The organism is Sphingomonas folli, from assembly GCF_019429525.1.
In the GTDB taxonomy this organism is placed as follows: Bacteria; Pseudomonadota; Alphaproteobacteria; order Sphingomonadales; family Sphingomonadaceae; genus Sphingomonas; species Sphingomonas folii.
On sequence record NZ_JAHXZL010000005.1, the window covers coordinates 291,985 to 311,569 of the forward strand.

Consider the following 19,585-nt stretch of genomic DNA (forward strand, 5'->3'; position numbering starts at 1 on the left):
CCCCCGCCTCCATCCGCTCTTTCTTTTTGTGGCCGAGGCATGGACGCCCGGCAGCGCATCGGCCATGATACCTCGTAATACCAAAACGTAACCAAGGGGTAGGCATGATCCGCAGCGCGCTGGGAGCCTCTATCGGGGCGGCATTGGTGGTCGCGACACCGGCGACGGCGCAGCGCGACGGCGACGTCCCCAGGCTGCTGCCCATGCCGCGCTCGATCACGCGCGGGCCGGGCACGCTGACCGTCGCCGCGGGCAGCGGTGTGGCCGCGGAGACGCCGCTCGCCGAGCCAGCGGCCAGGCTGCTGATCGATCACGTCCGCACCGCGCGCGGGATCGCGCTCGCCCCCGCCGACGCCGCGGCCGCCCGCGTTCGCTTCGTCGCCGACGCCTCGATCAAGGGCGACGAGGCCTATCGTCTCACCGTCGCGCGCGACGGTGTCCGCGTCGCCGCCTCCGCCGCGCCGGGCTTCGTCCACGGCGCGATGACGCTGGTGCAGCTGCTCAGCCCCGACGCGCGTCTCGGCCAAGCGGTGCGCGTGCCCGCGGTGACGATCGAGGACTCGCCGCGTTTCGGCTGGCGCGGGCTGATGCTCGACACCGCGCGCCACTTCCTCCCGCTCCCCGAGATCGAGAAGATCGTCGACCAGATGGCGGCGGTGAAGCTCAACACGCTCCACCTCCATCTCAGCGACGACCAGGGCTGGCGCTTCGAGGTGAAGCGCTACCCGAAGCTCACCGAGGTCGGCGCGTGGCGCACCCCGCCCTCCACCGGCGGCGCGGCACCGACCCAGCGCTACGGCGGCTTCTACACGCAGGACGAGCTGCGCGGCCTGGTCCGCTACGCCGCCGAGCGCGGCATCACGATCGTCCCCGAGATCGACCTGCCGGGCCACGCGCAGGCGCTGGTCGCGGCCTACCCCGAGTTCGGCGTGCTCGGCGACCGACCCGAGACCGGCAACGGCTGGGGCATCTTCCCCTATCTGCTCAACCCGGGGCCGGAGGGCGTCGCCTTCGTCAAGCAGGTACTCGACGAGCTGATCGACGTGTTCCCCGGCACCTATGTCCATCTCGGGGGCGACGAGGCGGTGAAGGACCAGTGGGAGCGCAGCCCCGCGGTGCAGGCGCAGATCAAAGCGCTCCACCTCAAGGACGAGAACGCGCTGCAGAGCTGGCTGATCGACGAGCTCGGCACCTATCTGTCGAGCAAGGGCCGGCGGCTGATCGGCTGGGACGAGATCCTCGAGGGCGGCCTTCCTCCCTCGGCCTCGGTGATGTCATGGCGCGGCGAGAAGGGTGCGGTGGACGCGGCGAACCAGAACCACGACGTCGTGCTCTCGCCCGCGCCGACGATGTACATCAACTATCTCCAGAGCCACCATGCCGACGAGCCGCCCGGCCCGATCCAGGTGCAGACGCTCGCCGACACCTACGCCTATGACCCGATGCCCAAGGGGCTCGATCCGGCCAAGGCGGGGCACGTGCTCGGCGCGCAGATGAACCTGTGGAGCGAGTATCTCGTCACGCCCTACCAGTATCAGCACTCGATCTTCCCGCGGCTCGCCGCGCTGGCCGAGAACAGCTGGATCGAGCGGCCGCGCGACTTCGCCGGCTTCCTGACGCGACTCCAGCCGCAGGTGGCGCGCTGGAAGCGCGGCGGGGTCGAGGTGGCGGACAGTGCCGCGGCGGTGGCGTTCGCCTTGCCGGGTTCGCGCGGCGACACGCTGCGCGGCAACGGGGTGAAGCTGACGCTCGCGCAGGACGCGCCGCAGGGCACGATCCGCTACACGCTCGACGGCTCGGCGCCGACGCCCAAGTCGCGGCGCTACGCCGCGCCGCTGTCGCTGGCCTCCGGGCAGACGGTCCGCGCCGCGCCGTTCGACACCGCTGGCGTCGCGCTCGCCGCGCCGCGCGCGTTCGACACCGGGCGGGAGGCGCTGCTCACGCGCGTGTCGGGCGAGCTGGCCGCCTGCCCCGGCGAGACCCGTGGCCTGCGCGTGCCGCTCACCGCCGACGCGACCGCCAACACGCCGACCTATGACGTCAACATCTTCAACCTGTGCAGCGTCTACCCCGCCGCGCCGCTCGACGTGGCGGGCGGCTTCACCGTCGAGGTCGCGCGGCTCGCGCGCAACCACGGGCTGGCGCACGACGTCGACAAGGTGCGGCGCCACTTCAACGTGACGCCGCACGGCGAGCTGCTGGTGATGGTCGGCTGCCCCGCGATGAAGGACGGCAAGCCCGTCCCCGACGCCCCCAGGCCGGTGATCGCCGCCAGCTTCCCGCTGCCCGATCCGGCGAGCGCGCCGCAGCGGCAGCGGTTCACCGGCACGCTGCCGGCGATGGAGGGCGATCGCGACCTCTGCTTCCAGTTCACCTCCCCGCTCACCGAGCCGCTGTACGCGATCGAGCGGGTCAGCCTCACGGACCGTCGCTGATGCGTCGTACCGCCCTGCTCTGCCTGCCGCTCCTGTTCGTCGCCGGCGCCGCGGCCGCCGCTCCCAAGACCGTCACCTCGCTCGATACCGGCTGGCGCGTGCGGATCGACCCCGCCGACGCCGCCGCGGCGAAGGCGCATCCCCGCGCCGCCGCATGGTTCGCCGCCACGGTCCCCGGCAGCGTCCAGCAGGACCTGATCGCCACGCGGCAGGTACCCGACCCGTTCCTGCGCACCAACGAGGCCGCGATCCAATGGGCCGGGCTCACCGCCTGGCAGTATCAGCGCGCGCTCGACGTCACGCCCGCGATGCTGGCGCGCGACCACCTCGACCTCGTGTTCGACGGGCTCGACACCTTCGCGACCGTGTCGATCAACGGCCGGGTCGCGCTCACCGCGGACAACGCGCATCGCCGCTGGCGGGTCGACGCCAAGAGGTGGCTCAGGCCCGGGCGCAACGAGGTGACGATCGCCTTCGCCTCGCCGATCCGGAAGCTGCAGCCCATGGTGCTCGCCGAGGCGAACCCGCTGCCGGGCGAGTATGACTCGGCGTTCGGCGACGAGCCCAAGGGCAAGCAGACCTCGCCGTACATCCGCAAGCCGAAATACCACTACAGCTGGGACTGGGGCCCGCGCATCGTCAACATCGGCGTGTGGCAGGACGTGCGGCTGGAGGCGTGGGACGAGGCGCGGCTCGACCGCCTGCTGGTCGAGCAGGTCGCGCTCAACGACCGGGAGGCGCGGCTCGCCGCCAAGTTCGAGGTGATCGCCGACCGCGCGCGCGCCGCGACGCTGCGCGCACAGGTGACGGGCCCCGACGGCGGGACCGTCACCGCCGAGCAGACCGTGTCGCTCGCGCCGGGGCTCAACCGCGTCACCGTGCCGCTCGCGATCGCGTCGCCGCGGCGCTGGCAGCCGGTCGGCTATGGCGCGCAGCCGTTGTACCGCGTCCGCGGCGCGCTGGTCGAGGACGGCGCCGCGAGCGACAGCGCCGAGCGTCGCATCGGCCTGCGCACCGTCGAGCTGATCCGCGGCGGCGGCGCCTTCGGCTTCCGCGTCAACGGCATCCCGATCTTCGCCAAGGGCGCGAACGTGATCCCGTTCGACAGCTTCCCGTCGCGCGTGACGTCGGCGACGATGCGCGGGCTGCTGCGCGACGCCAAGGCGGTCAACATGAACATGCTGCGGATCTGGGGCGGCGGCCATTATCTCCCGGACTCGTTCTTCGACGCCGCCGACGAGATGGGGCTGATGATCTGGTCGGACTTCATGTTCGGCGGCTCGGTCACCCCGCCCGACGCGGCGTTCCGCGAGAACGTCCGCGTCGAGGCCGAGGAGCAGGTCGCGCGCCTCTCGGGCCACCCCTCGATCGTGCTGTGGGCGGGCGGCAACGAGGTGCTGTCGGGCTGGGAGAATTGGTCCGATCGCAAGGCATTCAAGAAGCGCGTCGGGGCCGACGAGCAGGAGCGGATCGGCACCGGCATGGCGGTGCTGTTCGACCGCGTGCTGCGCGACGCGGTGCGCGACTATGACCCGGCGGTGCCGTACTGGCCCGGCTCGCCCTCCACCGGTTACGAGGGTCCGGTCGACACCGACGCCGCGGGCGACCGCCATTACTGGGACGTCTGGTCCGGCTCCAAGCCGGTCGAGAATTATCTCGACAGCTGCCCGCGCTTCATGAGCGAATATGGCTTCCAGGCCGCGCCCGACCTCGCCACGATCGAGGACTTCGCCGGCACGCGCAAGCTCACGCCGGACGCGCCGGTGATGCGCGCGCACCAGAAGTTCCTCGCGGGCGCGGGCAACGAGCGGCTGATGTTCTACCTGCGCGAGCGGCTCGGCGAACCGCGCGACTTCGCCGACTTCGTCTATCTCACCCAGGTCAACCAGATGCAGGCGATCGAGCTGGCCGCGCTGCACCACCGCGCCTGCCGGCCGACCAACATGGGCTCGCTCTACTGGCAGCTCAACGACGTCTGGCCCGCGATCTCCTGGTCGAGCATCGATCACTCGGGGCGATGGAAGCTGCTCCACTATGCCGCGCGCCGCTTCTTCGCGCCCCAGGCGATCGTCGCCGAGCATCGCGACGGCAGGCTTCGGATCGCGGTCGTCTCCGACGCGACCCAGCCGATCGCGGCGCGCTGGCGCGTGCGCGCCTTCGCCACCGACGGCAGCGCGCTGGGCGAGCGCGGCGGCGACCTCACGCTGGCGCCGCTGGCCGCCGCCGAGGTGGCGTCGCTCGCCGACGCCGAGCTGTTCGCCGCCGCCCCGCCCGAGGCGAGCTACGCGGTCGCCGAGCTGACCGTCGATGGCGCGGTGGTGAGCCGCCGCGTGGTCGAGCGCGTGCTGCCCAAGGCGATGCGCTGGCCCGATCCCGGCCTGAGCGCGCGCTGGGACGGGCGCACCGTCACCGTCACCGCGCGGAAGCTGGCGCAGGCGGTGATGCTCGACTTCGGCGCGACCGCGGCGCAGGCGTCCGACGACGGCTTCGACCTCTTGCCGGGCGAGAGCCGCACCATCACGATCGAGTCCGCGGCATCGCCCGCCGCGCTGAGGCGCGCGCTGGTGCTGCGCTCGCTGGGAGGAAGCAAGTGATCTGGCTGTTACTCGCGCAGGCCGCCGACCCGGTGGCCGCGACCGTCGCGACCCTGACGATCGAGGAGAAAGCGGCGCAGCTGCAGAGCACCGCGCCGGCGGACGCCAAGGCCAAGCTGCCCGCCTATGACTGGTGGAACGAGGGGCTGCACGGGCTGGCGCGCAACGGCTATGCCACGGTCTTCCCGCAGGCGATCGGCATGGCCGCGACCTGGGACGCCGACCTGGTGCACCGCATCGGCGACGTGGTCGCGACCGAGGCGCGCGCGCGCTTCAACGCGCAGGCAGTGGACGCCGATCGCCGCATCTACCAGGGGCTGACGATCTGGTCCCCCAACATCAACATCTTCCGCGATCCGCGCTGGGGCCGCGGGCAGGAGACCTACGGCGAGGACCCGTATCTCACGGGCAAGCTCGGCGTAGCCTTCATCACCGGGCTGCAGGGGCCGAACCCGCTCTACCCGAAGGTGATCGCCACCCCGAAGCATTTCGCGGTGCACAGCGGCCCAGAGGCCGGGCGCGACGGCTTCGACGTCGACCCGAGCCCACAGGACCTGGAGGCGACCTACACCCCCGCCTTCCGGCTCGCGATTACCGAGGGCAAGGCGCGCTCGCTGATGTGCGCCTACAACTCGATCCACGGCGTCCCCGCCTGCGCCTCCTCGCCGCTGCTCAACGACCGGCTGCGACGCGACTGGGGCTTCACCGGCTTCACCGTCTCCGACTGCGACGCGGTCGCCAACGTCCACCTCTTCCACCATTATCGGCTCGACGCCGCCGGCGCCGCCGCGGTGTCGGTGCGGGGCGGCAACGACCTCAACTGCGGCAACACCTATGCCGCGCTGCCCGAGGCGGTGAGGCGCGGGCTGGTGAGCGAGCAGGAGGTCGACCGCGCCCTCGTCCGCTCGCTCGAGGCGCGCCGCGCGCTCGGCATCGCCTTCGGCGCGACCAGCCCCTGGTCCCGGATCGCGGCGAGCGAGGTCGGCACGCCCGCGCACCGCGCGACCGCGCTGGAGGCGGCGCGCAAGGCGATCGTGCTGCTCAAGAACGACGGCGCTCGGCTGCCGCTCGCGGCCGGCACCAAGGTGGCGGTGATCGGCGCCAACGCCGACGATCTCGGCGTGCTCCAGGGCAATTACCACGGCACCGCGGCGGCGCCGGTCACGCCGCTCCAGGGCGTGCGCGCGCGCTTCCCGGGCGCGACCTACGCGCAGGGCTCGGTGCTCGCCGACGGCGCGCCGGTGGTGCTGCCCGAGACCGCGCTCAAGGGGCTCACCGTCGGCTATACCGCGGGCGAGCGCACCGTCCCCGCCGCGCCCGCGCGCACGATCGACCTCGACCTGAACCGCGCCGCCCCCGCCCCCGATCTGCCGGCGACCGGCTATGTCGCGCGCTGGACCGGCGCGCTCCAGCCGCCCGCGGCGGGGCGCTACCGGCTGGTGCTCGACCAGACGCAGTGCTGGAAGAACTGCACCACGCACGACAGCGCGCGGCTGACGATCGGCGGGCGCGTGCTCCACGACGGCGCGCTGCCCAAGGGTCGGGTCGAGATCGACTATGACAGCGACGGCAGCGCGCAGCCGCTCGAGCTGGTGCTCGACCATCGCAGCGAGGACGACAGCTTCCGCCTGCTGTGGCTGCCGCCCGCCGACGCGCTGCTGGACGAGGCGGTCGCCGCCACGCGCGCCGCCGACGTGGCGGTGGTGGTCGGCGGGCTCTCGCCCGACCTCGAGGGCGAGGCGCTCCAGGTACAGGTGCCCGGCTTCGTCGGGGGCGACCGCACCGACATCGCGCTGCCCGCGCCGCAGCAGCGGCTGCTCGCCGCGCTCAAGGCGACCGGCAAGCCGATCGTGCTGGTGCTCGCCAGCGGCAGCGCGGTCGCGGTCGATCCCGCGGTGGCGGACTCGATCCTGGCCCTGTGGTACCCCGGCGAGGCGGGCGGCACCGCGCTGGCGGACGTGCTGTCGGGCGCGACCAACCCGTCGGGCCGGCTGCCGGTGACCTACTACAAGGCCACCACCGACCTGCCCGCCTTCGTCGACTATGGCATGAAGGAGCGGACCTACCGCTATTTCACCGGCACGCCGCTGTGGGGGTTCGGCCACGGGCTGAGCTACACCCGCTTCGGCTATGATCGCGTGAGCGCACCCGCCGCGCTCGCCGCCGGGGCGCCGCTGACGCTCACCGCGCGGGTCACCAACCAGGGCCAGCGCGCCGGCGAGGAGGTGGTGCAGGCCTATGTCGTGCCGCCCGCCATCAAAGGAGGCAGCTTCACCGCGCCGGTGCTGCAGCGGCAGCTCGCCGGCTTCACGCGGCTCGCGCTCGGGCCGGGCAAGAGCGGCACCGCGCGCCTCACGATCGACCCGCGCTTCCTCAGCGTGGTCGAGCGCGACGGCCGCCGCCACGTGCCGCCGGGTGCCTATCGCGTCTGGGTCGGCGGCGGTCAGCCGGGCGACGCGGCAGGAAACTGGGTCGACGTGACTCTAACGGGCGAGGACGAAGACCTGCCGAAGTGAGGGCGCCTCGCCTTACCACCTCGTCACCCCGGACACGTTCCGGGGCCTACCTCTCAGCGCACCTCGCGATCGCGGCGTGCGCGGCACGGTGGATCCCGGACCGAGTCCGGGATGACGGCTTAGGAGAAGACTGAACATGACGATCGACCGCCGCACCTTCGTGGGCGCCGCCGCGGCGCTGGCCGCCGCCCCCGCGGCCGCGCGCGCCGCCGCTCCCGCGGCCTTCGCCAGCAAGCGCCCGCCGCTCGGCGAGCGCCGCTTCACCAGCCGCGCGGTGGAGCAGGAGATGCGGCGCGTCGCGACCAAGATCGGTGATCCCAAGCTGCGCTGGATGTTCGGCAACTGCTACCCGAACACGCTCGACACCACGGTGCGGCTGGGCACGATCGACGGCCGCGCTGACACGTTCGTGATCACCGGCGACATCGACGCGATGTGGCTGCGCGACAGCTCGGCGCAGGTGGCGCCATACGTTCATCTCGCCAAGGCCGACCCGCGGCTGGCCGAGCTGTTCCGCGGGCTGATCGCGCGCCAGGCGCGCTGCATCCTGATCGATCCTTACGCCAACGCCTTCCTGGAGGATCCCAAGGCCAAGACACAGCTGGAATGGTCGCTCAAGGACGTCACCGAGCTCAAGCTGGGCGTCGCCGAGCGCAAGTGGGAGATCGACTCGCTCTGCTACCCGATGCGGCTGGCGCTGCAATATTGGCAGGCGACCGGCGACGCGCGCCCGTTCGACGCGACCTGGGCCGAGGGCGCGCGCGCGAGCATCCGCACCTTCCGCGAGCAGCAGCGCAAGGACGGGCCGGGGCCGTACCGCTTCCTGCGCGTGTCCGACCGCAACACCGAGACGATGCCGCTGCGCGGCTATGGCAACCCGATGAGGCCGGTCGGGCTGATCGTCTCCGGTTTCCGCCCGTCGGACGACGCGTGCCAATATCCCTTCCTGATCCCGTCCAACCTCTTCGCGGTGAGCGCCCTGCGCGGCCTGGCGACGGTCGCGAACGCGGCCAAGCACGACGCCGCGCTGGCGCAGGAGGCGAGCGCGCTCGCCGACGAGGTCGACGCCGCGCTGCGCGCCTATGGCACGATGAGGCTGCGCGACGGGCGCGAGGTCTGGGCCTATGAGGTCGACGGCTACGGCAACGCCTATTTCATGGACGACGCCAACGTGCCGTCGCTGTCGGGGCTCGCCTATCTCGGCTGCGTCGCCCCCGACGACGCCTTGTGGCGCCGCACGGAGGCCGCGGCGTGGAGCGACGTGAACCCCTATTTCTTCCGCGGCCGCGCCGGCGAGGGGATCGGCGGTCCGCACGCGGGGGTGCGGCAGATCTGGCCGATGTCGCTGATCGTGCGCGCCTTGTCGACGAACGACCCGGCGGTGATCCGCGCCTGCCTCAGGACGATCCGCGACACCGACGCGGGCACGGGGTTCATCCACGAGAGCTTCGACCAGGACGATCCGACCACGTGGACGCGCCACTGGTTCGCCTGGGCCAACGGGCTCTTCGGCGAGCTGATCGTGCGGCTGGCGACCACGCGGCCCGCGCTGCTCGCGGAGGCTTTGTGATGGGGCGGAACGGGGTCGAGACGCTCGCCGCGATCACATGTGCCCCGGCGGAGGCCGGGGCCCAGGTGGGTGACGCTGCGCAGGGATCACCACGGCCTACCCAGCTGGGCCCCGGCCTTCGCCGGGGCACAGGCGAAGGTCGCGCCGCTGACTCGCTCACCGTCCCCCGCCTCCAGCTCAGCCGCCGCACGCTGCTCGCCACCGCTGCCGGCACCGCGCTCGCCGCCCCGCTCCCCCTCGCCGCCGCGGCGCGCGCCACACGAACCGCGCCCAACCTCTTCGTCGGCACCGGCGGCGACGGCCACACCTACCCGGGCGCGACGCTCCCCTTCGGCATGGTGCAGCTCTCGCCCGACACCGACGTCGAGCGCTGGGACACCTGCTCGGGCTATCACCACGGTGACTCCTCGATCATGGGGTTCAGCCACACGCACCTCTCGGGCACCGGCATCGGCGACATGCTCGACGTGCTGCTGGTGCCCACCCGCGGCGCGGTGAAGCTCACCCCGGGGCCGCTCGCCGATCCCGACGCGGGCTACCGCCAGCGCTACTCGGACGAGCACGCCGAGCCCGGCTATTACCGCGTGAGGCTGGAGAGCGGCGTGCGCGCCGAGCTCACCGTCACCGATCGCACCGGCTGGCATCGCTACACCTTCCCCGCGGGCGCGGCGCACGTGCTGGTCGACCTGTCGCATCTCGTGCTCGACAAGAGCGACGCCAAGCCGCTGATCGACGAGGCATCGCTGCTGCTCGACGCGGACGGCACGCTGACCGGCAGCCGCCGCGTCCATCGCTGGGCGAAGGGGCGGCGCATCCACTTCGCGCTCCAGCTCTCACGCCGGCCCGACCGCGTCACCTTCTACGGCGACGACGACGAGGAGCAGCCGGCCGGCGCCAGCGGCGTGCGGGGCAGGCGAGTCAAGGCGGTGCTCCACTTCGACGAGGCAGGCGGCGCGCCGCTGCTGGTCCGCTGCGGCATCTCCGCGGTCGACGTCGCGGGCGCGCGCGCCAACCTCGCCGCCGAGGCGCGCGGCTGGGACTTCGACTCGGTCCGCCGCGCCGCCGCGCGCCGCTGGGCCGAGCAGCTCGGCGCGATCGCGGTGGAGGGCGGCAGCGCCGACCAGCGCGTCATCATGGCCTCGGCACTTTACCATGCCATGGTCGCGCCGACGCTCTTCTCCGACGTCGACGGCCGCTACATCGGGCTCGACCGCAAGCCGCAGCGCGTCCCCGCGGGCGAGCGCGCCTTCTCGACCTACTCGCTGTGGGACACGTATCGCGCGCTCCACCCGCTGCTGACGCTCGTCGCCCCCGACCAGGCCGGCGCGCTGGTGCGCGACCTCGTCCGCCAGACGCAGCAGAGCCCCTACGGCCCGCTCGTCTGGCCGCTCCAGGGCGTCGAGACCGGGACGATGATGGGCTGGCACGGCGTCTCGGTGCTCGCCGAGGCGCAGGCCAAGGGCATCCCCGCCGACTATGCCGCGGCGTGGCCGGCGATCCGCAGGCGCTCGTTCGACTTCGCCGCGCCCGACCTCGACAACAGCAAGGGTCGCGACCTGTACGACGCCAAGGGCTATGTGCCCGCCGACGTCTGGTTCGAGAGCGTCAGCCGGACGCAGGAATATGCCTATGACGACTGGGCCTCGTCGCACCTCGCGCGCGCCGCGGGGCAGAGTGCGGACGCCGAGCGGCTGGCGAAGCGCTCGGGCAATTGGCGCAACGTGATCGACCCCTCGATCGGCTTCGCGCGCCCGCGCTTCGCCGACGGCGGCTGGTGGAAGGACTATGACCCGATCCAGCTCGGCCACATGCCCAAGCCGTGGTGGCGCGACTATACCGAGGCGAACGGCTGGCAGGCGACCTTCCTCAACCAGCACGACGTATACGGCCTGATCCGCCATCTCGGCGGCGACCGCGCGTTCGAGGCCAAGCTGGACGCGCTGTTCACCGCGCCCTCGACCCTGCCCGCCAACGCGCCCCCCGACATCGCCGGGCTGGTTGGCCAGTACGCGCACGGCAACGAGCCCGACCAGCACGCACCCTATCTCTACGCCTATGCCGGCGCGTCGTGGAAGACGCAGGCGATGGTGCGCCGGCTCTGCGTCGAGATGTACCAGAACGCGCCCAAGGGCGTGATCGGCAACGACGATTGCGGGCAGATGAGCGCCTGGTTCGTGTTCTCGGCGCTGGGCTTCTACCCGGTCGACCCGGTCGAGGCGGCCTATGTCTTCGGCTCACCCTTGTTCGAGCGCGCGACGCTGCGGGTCGGCGCGGGCAAGCGGCTGGTGATCGAGGCGCCGGGCAACCGCGCCGAGACGCCCTATGTCGCCGCGGTGACGTGGAACGGGCGGCCGTGGAGCAAGAGCTGGATCAGCCACGCCGAGCTGGTGAAGGGCGGCACGCTGCGCTTCACGATGAGCGCGACGCCGGTGCCCGGCTTCGGCCGCGCGGTGACGGATCGGCCGCCGTCGTTCGGGCGGGTGCCGGGGTGAGAGCCGCCATCCCTCTTCTTACCACCGCGGCGAACGCCGGGGTCCAGGTGTGCGCCGCACGCGAGACGCGGCGACCTCACCCGATAAGACGCCGGCACTCGCCGGAGTGGTGCTATCCTCTCACGTCGCGCCCAGATCGGAGCCGCCCATGACCGACCTCACCCGCCGCACGCTGCTCGCCGCCGGTGCCGCCAGCGCCGCGCTCCCCGCCGCCGCGCAGCGCACCGCCGCGCCGAGGCCCTGGGGCGCCACGCCGTCGCCGCGCCAGCTCGCGTGGCACGCGCGCGAGCAGTACGCCTTCGTCCATTTCTCGATCAACACCTTCACCGATCGCGAATGGGGCTATGGCGACGAGAGCCCGAGACTCTTCGATCCCACCGACTTCTCCGCCGACCAGATCGTCGCCGCGGCCAAGGCGGGCGGCATGCGCGGCATCATCCTCACCGCCAAGCACCACGACGGCTTCTGCCTCTGGCCGACCCAGCTGACCGAGCATTGCATCCGCAACAGCCCGTACCGACAGGGCAAGGGCGACATCGTCCGCGAGATGGAGCAGGCGGCGCGCCGCGCCGGGCTCGCCTTCGGCCTCTATCTCTCGCCCTGGGACCGCCACCATCCCGAGTACGGGCGGCCCGGCTACATCGACTATTTCCGCAAGCAGGTGGTCGAGCTCTGCACCGGCTACGGCGAGCTGTTCGAATTCTGGTTCGACGGTGCCAACGGTGGTGACGGCTATTACGGCGGCGCGCGCGAGACGCGCAAGATCGACGCGCCGCGCTACTATAATTGGCCCTCGATCGTGGCGCTGGTCCACCAGCACCAGCCGATGGCCTGCACCTTCGACCCGCTCGGCGCCGACGTGCGCTGGGTCGGCAACGAGGACGGCGTCGCGGGCGACCCGTGCTGGCCGACCATGCCCAACCACCCCTATGTGCAGAGCGAGGGAAATTCTGGCGTGCGCGGCGCGCCTCTGTGGTGGCCGGCGGAGACCGACGTCTCGATCCGCCCCGGCTGGTTCTACCACGCCGACGAGGACGCCAAGGTCAAGGACCCCGCTCGGCTGCTGCGGCTATACGACGAGTCGGTCGGGCGCGGCACCAACCTCAACCTCAACCTGCCGCCCGACCGCCGCGGCCGGCTCCACGACCATGACGTCGCGGTGCTCAAGAGCTTCGGCGACGCACAGGCCGCGACCTATGCGACCGACCTCGCGCGCGGCGCGGTGGCGCACGCCAGCGCCGAGCGCGGGCCGGCCTTCGCCGCCGCGCGCGTGCTCGACGGGCGGCGCGACACCTATTGGTCGACCCCCGACGCGATCACGAGCCCGACGCTGACACTCGACCTGCCGCCGGGCCGCGGCTTCGACGTGATCCGGCTGCGCGAGCACCTGCCGCTCGGCGTGCGCGTGACCCGCTTCGCGCTCGACCTGGAGGAAGGCGGCGCTTGGCGCACCGTCGCGGAGCACGAATGTATCGGCGCACAGCGGATCATCCGCCTGCCGCGCCCGAGCGACGCGCGGCGGCTGCGGCTGCGCGTGGTCGAGGCACCGGCCTGCCCCGCGATCAGCGAGATCGCCTTGTTCCGCCAGGTCGCGCCCGCCGCGGTGGCGCCGGTGCGCTCGTCCGACCCGACCGTGCTCGCCAAGGACGGCTGGCGCATCGTCGCCGCGAGCGGGGCCGGCGCCGAGGCGCTGATCGACGGCGACGCGGCGACGCGCTGGACGGTCCCCGCGCCCTCCGCGGCGGCACCGGCGAGCGTGACGATCGACCTGGCCAAGCCGCTGACGCTGACCGGCTTCAGCCTCACGCCCTCGCGCACCGTGGCGAAGGACGCGGCGCCGCCGCGCGGCTATCGCTGCGAGACCAGCGCGGACGGCACGACGTGGCAGCCGGCCGCCAGCGGCGAGTTCGGCAACATCGCCTATGCGCTGTCGACGCAGCGGGTGGCGTTCACGCCCCGCCGCGCGCGCTACCTGCGCGTGGCGTTCGACGCGGTGGCGCTGCCCGCGCCGCAGCTCACCGTGGCGGAGATCGGGGCGTACGGGGGAGCATGAGAAGGGCGCGAGGCGCCGGCCAGACCCGCGCGCCTCTCCCGTCACGCCGGGCTTGACCCGGCATCCATGACGCCGCGAGCGTCGCGTGCGCGGACAGAGGGACGCGGGCTCGAGTCCGAGATGACGGTACAAGAGGGATAGAGGCGCCCCCCTCCGCAGGCGACGTCGCTCTCAGCTCCCCATCCACCCGCCCTTGAACCCCGCGCGCTCCAGCCCGGCGCGGATGTACGGGTTGCGCTGCATGGTCTTCCAGATCAGCCCGCTGCGCCAGTTCTCGATCATGCAGGCGATCGGCCCCTGGTCGATGCCGAGATAGTCGCTCGCCACCCAGCCGATGCCGGGCACCACCTTGCCGTGCTTCAGCGGCAGCCCCGGCATCGTCAGCGTCGGGTTGAAGCTGTCGAAGAAGCCGTACTGCCCGTAGATCGCGGTGCCGTAGCGCTGGTACATCTCGCGCGCGGCGGGCAGCACGATCTCGGGCGCGAAGGCGATCGAGCCCAGCGCCGCGGTCGGCGCGATCGTGCCGTCGTCGCGGTCGCCCGGGCCGCGCGCCGAGTAGGAGAAGAACTCGCGGTTGCGCCCGTCGATCTCGCGGACGAAGTCGCCCGGGCCGTCGCACGCGGTGAGGCCCCAGACGTTCTCGTCATAGCCGCGCCAGCCCGGCGGGTTGTTGATGCAGTAGCGCCGCTGCGCGTAGGTGGCGCGGCGGCTGTTCTCGAAATAGTCGAGCCCCCGCCGCACCGAATAGGCGTCGCGCACGCCGCGGAAATCGAGCCACACCTGGCTGTATTGATGCCCGAACAGCGGCGGGAAGGCGGTGAAAGGATTGTCGTACTTCTCATCCCACGAGGGATCGAAGCGGTCTGTCCACTCGACCCAGGTGGTCGGCGGCAGCGCGTGCGTGGGCGAGCCGAGCGCGAGCACGTAGAGGATCAGGCTCTCGTTGTAGATGTTCCAGTCCGAGCCGATGAAGCCGCTCTCCGGGTGCCAGCCCATCGCCACGAAGGGCGCGCGCGGCGTGATCCAGTCCCACTCGACCGCGCGGTAGATCTGGTCGGCGAGGTCGCGGATCTGCTTCTCGCGCGCGTCGGTGGGATCGTCGAACCAGGTCTGCGCGAACAGCACGCCGCCGAGCAGCAGCGCGGTGTCGATCGTCGACAGCTCGCAGCGCGCGAAGCGATGGCCCTTGGTGGTGCCGAGGAAGTGGTAGAAGAAGCCCTTGTAGCCGCTGGTGTCGTCGCCCGGCCCCTGCGGCGCCTCGGCGAAGAAGCGCAGGGTGGTGAGCGTCCGCTCCGCCGCGGCGGGGCGCGTGATCCAGCCGCGCGTCGCCGCGATCGGATAGGTGGTCAGCGCGAAGCCGACCGCCGCGATCGAGGCGAAGCTGGGCGTCGGCCAGCGATCGGGCGCGAGCCCCCTCACCTGGTCGGTGGTGTTCCAGAAGAAGCTGACGGTGCGCTTCTGGATGTCGTCCATCAGCGGGTCGCTCGCCGAGGCGGGGGTGGTGCCCAGCTCGGGCAGCACGCCGGGGAAAGCGAGCCGCGGCACGCGCGGTACGGGGGCGGCGCAGCCCCCGGCCAGTGCCGCGCCGCCCACGGCGGCGGCGCGCAGCATGTCACGTCGATCGAGGATCATGCACCTCCTGCGAGTGGGAAGAAGCGGACGGCGTGGCGCGCGCCGTCCGCCATGGCAAGGGTCAGAAGCTGAACCCGGCCGACAGCTTCACCGTGCGCGGCGGGTTGCCGCCGATGCTGTAGGTCGAGCGCTCGCGGTAGACGCTGGGCGAGGCCGCGGTGCGCGTCGTGTCGGTGGGGTCGTTGTTGTAATCGACATAGTTGCGGTCGTTCATCGCGTTGAGGATGTCGACCCGCAGGCGAACGCGGGTCTGGTCGCTGAGGAAGCCCAGCGGCACATATTTGGTGAAGGCGAGGTCGAGCTGGCGCCGGCCCCAGCGATCGCCCAGCCCGAACACCTCGGAGCCGACGATCTGGCGCTCATAGGGCGTCGCGGTGTCGAGTAGCGCGCGCTGGAACAGCGGCGACTCGATCTGGAACTTGGCCGACAGCGTCACGCCGATCGGCGTGTCGGCGCTCCCCGCGACGACGAAGCGATGGCGCGGCACCACGCCCGAGCGCAGCATCGGGTAATCCGAGGCACTGGGGAAATCGAGCAGGAAGTAGGCCGCCTGATCGTTGTTGGGCCGGTTGTCGGTCGCCGCGGTGAAGGTGTAGGTCGCGTCGAGGCTCCACGGCGAGGCCGCCGAATAGGCCTTGGTCAGCTTGACATAGGCCGAGTCCGCCTTGGTCTCGAGCCCGTTGTCGCCGATGATGATCGCGCCGTAGCCGGAGGGAGCGAACGACACGTCGGGGCCCTGCGGCGCGCCGGTCGTCGACGACGGCGCGAAGAAGGAGCCGTCGGGTCGGCGCGTGCCGAGCAGGTAGACGAAACCGTCCTTGCTGACGATCCGGGTATAGCCCAGCTCGAGCTCCACCGGGTTGAAGCGGCCGCGGATGCCGAGGCTGAACTGGTCCGAATAAGGGATCTTGAGGTCATTCTTGATGAAGCGGAACTCGCGCCCGCCCGGCACGCCGTTGCCCGCCAGCTGCTGACGCCCCGCCTCAGTGAGATAGGCGTCGCTCCACGGGATGCAGGTCGCGCTCGGCGTGCACGGATTGACCGTATCGGCGCCTTGGAACAGGAACTGACGGCGCTGGAAGCGGCCGTTCGACAGCTCCTGCTGGAGGAAGTCGAACTGGTTGCGGTCGTACGACCGGCCATAGCCGCCGAACACGGTGAAGCGGCCCTGCTCGTCGAGCCGGTAGGTGAAGCCGACGCGCGGCTGCCACGCGCCCTTTAACGCCTTCCGGTTGTTCCCGGTCGAGATATAGTCGTTGATGTCATAGTCGGCGCTGACGAGGTTCGGATAGTTCGCCGGCGACACCGCGGCGAGATCCTCCGCCGAGGTGACGTAGTTGAGGAACGCCGGCGTGCGCTCATAGTCCCAGCGCACGCCGAGGTTGAGCGTCAGCCGATCGGTGACGTCCCAGTCGTCCTGGATATAGGCGCCGAACTGGAAGTTGTTCGAGCGGATGCGCGGGTCACCCAGCGAGCCGTTGGCGCCGAACTCCAGGCTGTACGGGATCGCGCTGTTGAAGCCGCTCGCGCTCGGCAGCGTCGTGTCGTACGAGTAGAGCGGGTTGATCAGGTTCTGCTCGAGCGAGTTGAGCTTCACCCACTTGGCCTTGGCGCCGACCTTGATCGTGTGCCCCTCGAAGCCGGTCCAGGTGAAATCGTCCTGCACGGTCCAGCCGGTCTGCCCCTTGTCCTGCAGGCTCAACCCGGCGCCGTCGCGGAACAGGTTGAAGGTGCTCACCCCGGTCGGCGTGCGCGAGGTGGCGCGGAACTGCTGGCTGATGCCGTCGGTGGCGGGCTGCGGCGACCAGCTGACGTCCTCGTAGGAGACGCGGAAGTCGTTGACCCACTTCTCCTCGCTGTGCTGCCACCGGCCCATCGCGCGGATCTCCTCGACCTTGGTCAGCGTCGCGGTGGAGAAAGCGGCGATGCCGTTGCTGATCTGATAGCCCGACTCGTTGCGATACTTGCCGGTGATCTCGAACAGGTCCTTGTCGGTCGGCGTCAGGTCAATCTTGCCGAAATACAGGTCCTGCTTGAAGGTCGAGTTGAACGAGCCGAACAGGTCCTGATACTCCGCCGGCAGGCTGCTCACCGCGATGCCGTTGCCGGGCAGGATGTCGACCGGGATCTCGCGGCGCTTGCCCTCGTAGCTGACGAAGAAGTGCGCCACGTCCTTGACGATCGGGCCGCCCAGCGCCACGCCATATTGCTTGTCGGTGGAGGCCACCTTGTCGATCTTGCTCGGGAAGATCTCGGTCGGGCGGCGATCGCGCAGGTTCTGGTTGGTATAGTCGAAGAAGCCGTCGCCGTGGAACTCGTTGGTGCCCGACTTGGTGCCGGCGACGATCGCGACCGAGCCGACCTGGTCGAACTCCGCCTTATAGTTGGACGAGAGCACCTGATACTCGCCGATGGCGAGCTGCGGGAACGGGTTGCCCGGCGAGCTGTCCTGCCCGGTGAGGCCGCCGCGCAGCACGTAGTCCTTCTGGCTGACGCCGTCGATGAAGACGTTGACCGAGTTGCTGCCCTGCGCGCCGCCCTGGATGCGCGAGCTGCCGTCGGCGCTCTCGATGAAGCGCACGCCCGGCGCAAGATCGGCGAAGGCGAGGAAGTTGCGGCTGTTCTGCGGCAGCTGCTCGATCAGCCGCTGGGTTACGTTGATGCCGACCTGCCCGCCCGAGAGCGAGCGCAGCCGACTGCCGGTGACGATGATGTCGCCCGGCTCCGCCTGCGGCGTCGCCCCGCCCTGCTCCTCGGTCGTCGCGTCGCCGGTCGCGCCCTGGGCGGGTTCCGCGGCAGCGCCCGGCGCCGTCGTCGGCGCGGCGGGCGCGGACAGATCGAGGTCGAGCCCGGCGTTCTGGCCCACCCGGAGCGTGAACTGGTCCGAGTTGCGCACGCCCGCCTTGGTGCGAATCTCGAGCCGATAGGCACCCGCGCGCAGCGAGGCGAAATTGTAGCTGCCGTCCGGCCCGACCACGGTGGACCGACGGTAGTTGGTCGCGACCTCGACGATCGTCACCTCGGTGACGGGATTGTCGGGGGTCGATCGGATCACGCCGCGCAGCGACGCCTGCCCCACCTGTGCCGCCGCGGGCGCACTCCAGGTCGCGGCGAGCGTGGCGCCGAGCGCCCCGAAAGCGCCGAGCGCGGTCGCGCGCGCCATCGCCCCGCGCATCGTCCTGCGCCGGCTCGAGCCCATGATCATGACTGTCTCTCCCTGTCCGTTTCTGTTGTCGTGTCGCGCACCACCAGACGCGGGACGATCGCCTCCGCGTCGGCCGGGCCGACCTCAACCAACCCCTCAGCCGGCGCGACGATCCGCCGCGCCAGAAGCTGCACCGCGCGTGCGCCGAGCGCCGCGATATCGACCCGCATCGTCGTCAGCGCCGGCGTCACCAGTCGCGCCAGCGGGATGTCGTCGAAGCCAGCGACTCGCACCTGTGCCGGCACCGCGACGCCGTGACCCTTGAGCGCGACCAGCGCGCCGATCGCCATCGCGTCGTTGGCGGCGAACAGCGCGTCGGCCTGGATCTCGCCGCGCGCGACCTGCACCGCCGCGGCGGCGCCGCTCGCCTCGTTGAAGTCGCCCTGGATCACCGTCAGCGCCACACCGGCACGCGCGGCCGCGGCGACCGCGCCGGCGCGACGCTCCTCGGCGTCGACGTTGCCCACCGGCCCAGCGACATGCGCGATCGCGCGCGCGCCGGCGGCGACGAGATGCTCCACCATCGCCGCCGCGCCCGCCGCATTGTCGACGCGCAGCGCCGCGCCGGCGAGCCCGGGCGCGCAGTTGAGGAACACCGCCGGCAGCCCCGCGGGGAGCTGCGCGCGCAGCTCCGCCGCGCCGAGCTGCGGCGCCATCACCACCAGCCCGTCGACCTGCCCGCGCAGCGCCGCCAGCGTGTTGAGCCCGCGCCCGTCCTGCAGCACCGTGAGCAACAGCGCGAGCTTCTGCGCCGCCACCTCTCGGTCCATGCCGCGCAGCAGCTCGGAGAAGAACTCGCCGTGCAGATCGGGCAGCACCACGCCGATCGCGGAGGTCCGCGCCAGGCTGAGGCTGCGCGCGCCGGCGTGCGGCACATAGCCGAGCCGCGCCGCCGCTTCCTGCACGCGCGCGCGCAGCTCGGGCCGGACCCGCTCGTGCCCGTTCAGCGCGCGCGACACCGAGGCGACCGACACCTGCGCCTCCCGGGCGACGTCACGGATCGTAGCGTTCGGCATGCGCCGGCTGGACACCCTCTCCCGGAACGGCGCGCACGTCGCGCATTGCCGTCGTTGATGTAACCGTTTACA

9 protein-coding genes are annotated in these 19,585 nt (G+C 71.6%); 6 read left to right on the forward strand and 3 right to left on the reverse strand.

Annotated elements, in window-relative coordinates; genetic code table 11:
* Window positions 1–104 precede the first annotated feature (104 nt).
* From KZ813_RS09985 to KZ813_RS10010, 6 genes are all read left to right on the forward strand, one after another.
* Window positions 105–2,435 carry a beta-N-acetylhexosaminidase gene (locus KZ813_RS09985; protein ID WP_219754828.1) on the forward strand — a complete coding sequence of 777 codons (2,331 nt, stop codon included), beginning with the start codon at window positions 105–107 and terminating at the stop codon, window positions 2,433–2,435.
* Window positions 2,435–5,029 (forward strand): beta-mannosidase, encoded by a 2,595-nt coding sequence (locus KZ813_RS09990; RefSeq protein ID WP_219754829.1) that lies wholly within the window; start codon window positions 2,435–2,437, stop codon window positions 5,027–5,029. The genes KZ813_RS09985 and KZ813_RS09990 overlap by 1 nt, the downstream gene beginning before the upstream one ends.
* Window positions 5,026–7,545 (forward strand): glycoside hydrolase family 3 C-terminal domain-containing protein, encoded by a 2,520-nt coding sequence (locus tag KZ813_RS09995; protein WP_219754830.1) that lies wholly within the window; start codon window positions 5,026–5,028, stop codon window positions 7,543–7,545. The genes KZ813_RS09990 and KZ813_RS09995 overlap by 4 nt, the downstream gene beginning before the upstream one ends.
* A 136-nt stretch (window positions 7,546–7,681) precedes the next feature.
* Window positions 7,682–9,115: a glycoside hydrolase family 125 protein gene (locus tag KZ813_RS10000; RefSeq protein WP_219754831.1), complete on the forward strand. Its 1,434-nt coding sequence runs from the start codon at window positions 7,682–7,684 to the stop codon at window positions 9,113–9,115.
* On the forward strand, window positions 9,115–11,607 hold the full coding sequence (locus tag KZ813_RS10005) for a GH92 family glycosyl hydrolase (RefSeq protein WP_219754832.1): 2,493 nt from the start codon (window positions 9,115–9,117) through the stop codon (window positions 11,605–11,607). Before KZ813_RS10000 ends, KZ813_RS10005 begins: the two co-directional genes overlap by 1 nt.
* Before the next feature lie 148 nt (window positions 11,608–11,755).
* Window positions 11,756–13,660 carry an alpha-L-fucosidase gene (locus tag KZ813_RS10010; RefSeq protein ID WP_219754833.1) on the forward strand — a complete coding sequence of 635 codons (1,905 nt, stop codon included), beginning with the start codon at window positions 11,756–11,758 and terminating at the stop codon, window positions 13,658–13,660.
* A gap of 171 nt (window positions 13,661–13,831) precedes the next feature.
* On the opposite strand, the gene KZ813_RS10015 is transcribed toward KZ813_RS10010, so the two are convergent.
* The 3 genes from KZ813_RS10015 to KZ813_RS10025 all read right to left on the reverse strand — a co-directional run bounded on the left by KZ813_RS10015 (window position 13,832) and on the right by KZ813_RS10025 (window position 19,513).
* Window positions 13,832–15,289, reverse strand: a complete 1,458-nt coding sequence (locus KZ813_RS10015; protein WP_308461852.1) for a glucoamylase family protein — start codon at window positions 15,287–15,289, stop codon at window positions 13,832–13,834.
* Window positions 15,290–15,353: 64 nt separating this feature from the next.
* A complete protein-coding gene (locus KZ813_RS10020) occupies window positions 15,354–18,497 on the reverse strand; it encodes a TonB-dependent receptor (RefSeq protein ID WP_258046618.1) in 3,144 nt (1,047 codons plus the stop codon).
* Window positions 18,494–19,513: a LacI family DNA-binding transcriptional regulator gene (locus tag KZ813_RS10025; RefSeq protein ID WP_219754835.1), complete on the reverse strand. Its 1,020-nt coding sequence runs from the start codon at window positions 19,511–19,513 to the stop codon at window positions 18,494–18,496. The genes KZ813_RS10020 and KZ813_RS10025 overlap by 4 nt, the downstream gene beginning before the upstream one ends.
* Between the last annotated feature and the right edge of the window lie 72 nt (window positions 19,514–19,585).

Excerpts from the sequence above, each read along its gene's own strand:
- KZ813_RS09985 (WP_219754828.1), top strand. The coding sequence starts at position 105 with ATGATCCGCAGCGCGCTGGGAGCCTCTATCGGGGCGGCATTGGTGGTC.
- KZ813_RS09990 (WP_219754829.1), top strand. The coding sequence starts at position 2,435 with ATGCGTCGTACCGCCCTGCTCTGCCTGCCGCTCCTGTTCGTCGCCGGC.
- KZ813_RS10000 (WP_219754831.1), top strand. The coding sequence starts at position 7,682 with ATGACGATCGACCGCCGCACCTTCGTGGGCGCCGCCGCGGCGCTGGCC.
- KZ813_RS10005 (WP_219754832.1), top strand. The coding sequence starts at position 9,115 with ATGGGGCGGAACGGGGTCGAGACGCTCGCCGCGATCACATGTGCCCCG.
- KZ813_RS10010 (WP_219754833.1), top strand. The coding sequence starts at position 11,756 with ATGACCGACCTCACCCGCCGCACGCTGCTCGCCGCCGGTGCCGCCAGC.
- KZ813_RS10020 (WP_258046618.1), bottom strand. The coding sequence starts at position 18,497 with ATGATCATGGGCTCGAGCCGGCGCAGGACGATGCGCGGGGCGATGGCG.
- KZ813_RS10025 (WP_219754835.1), bottom strand. The coding sequence starts at position 19,513 with ATGCCGAACGCTACGATCCGTGACGTCGCCCGGGAGGCGCAGGTGTCG.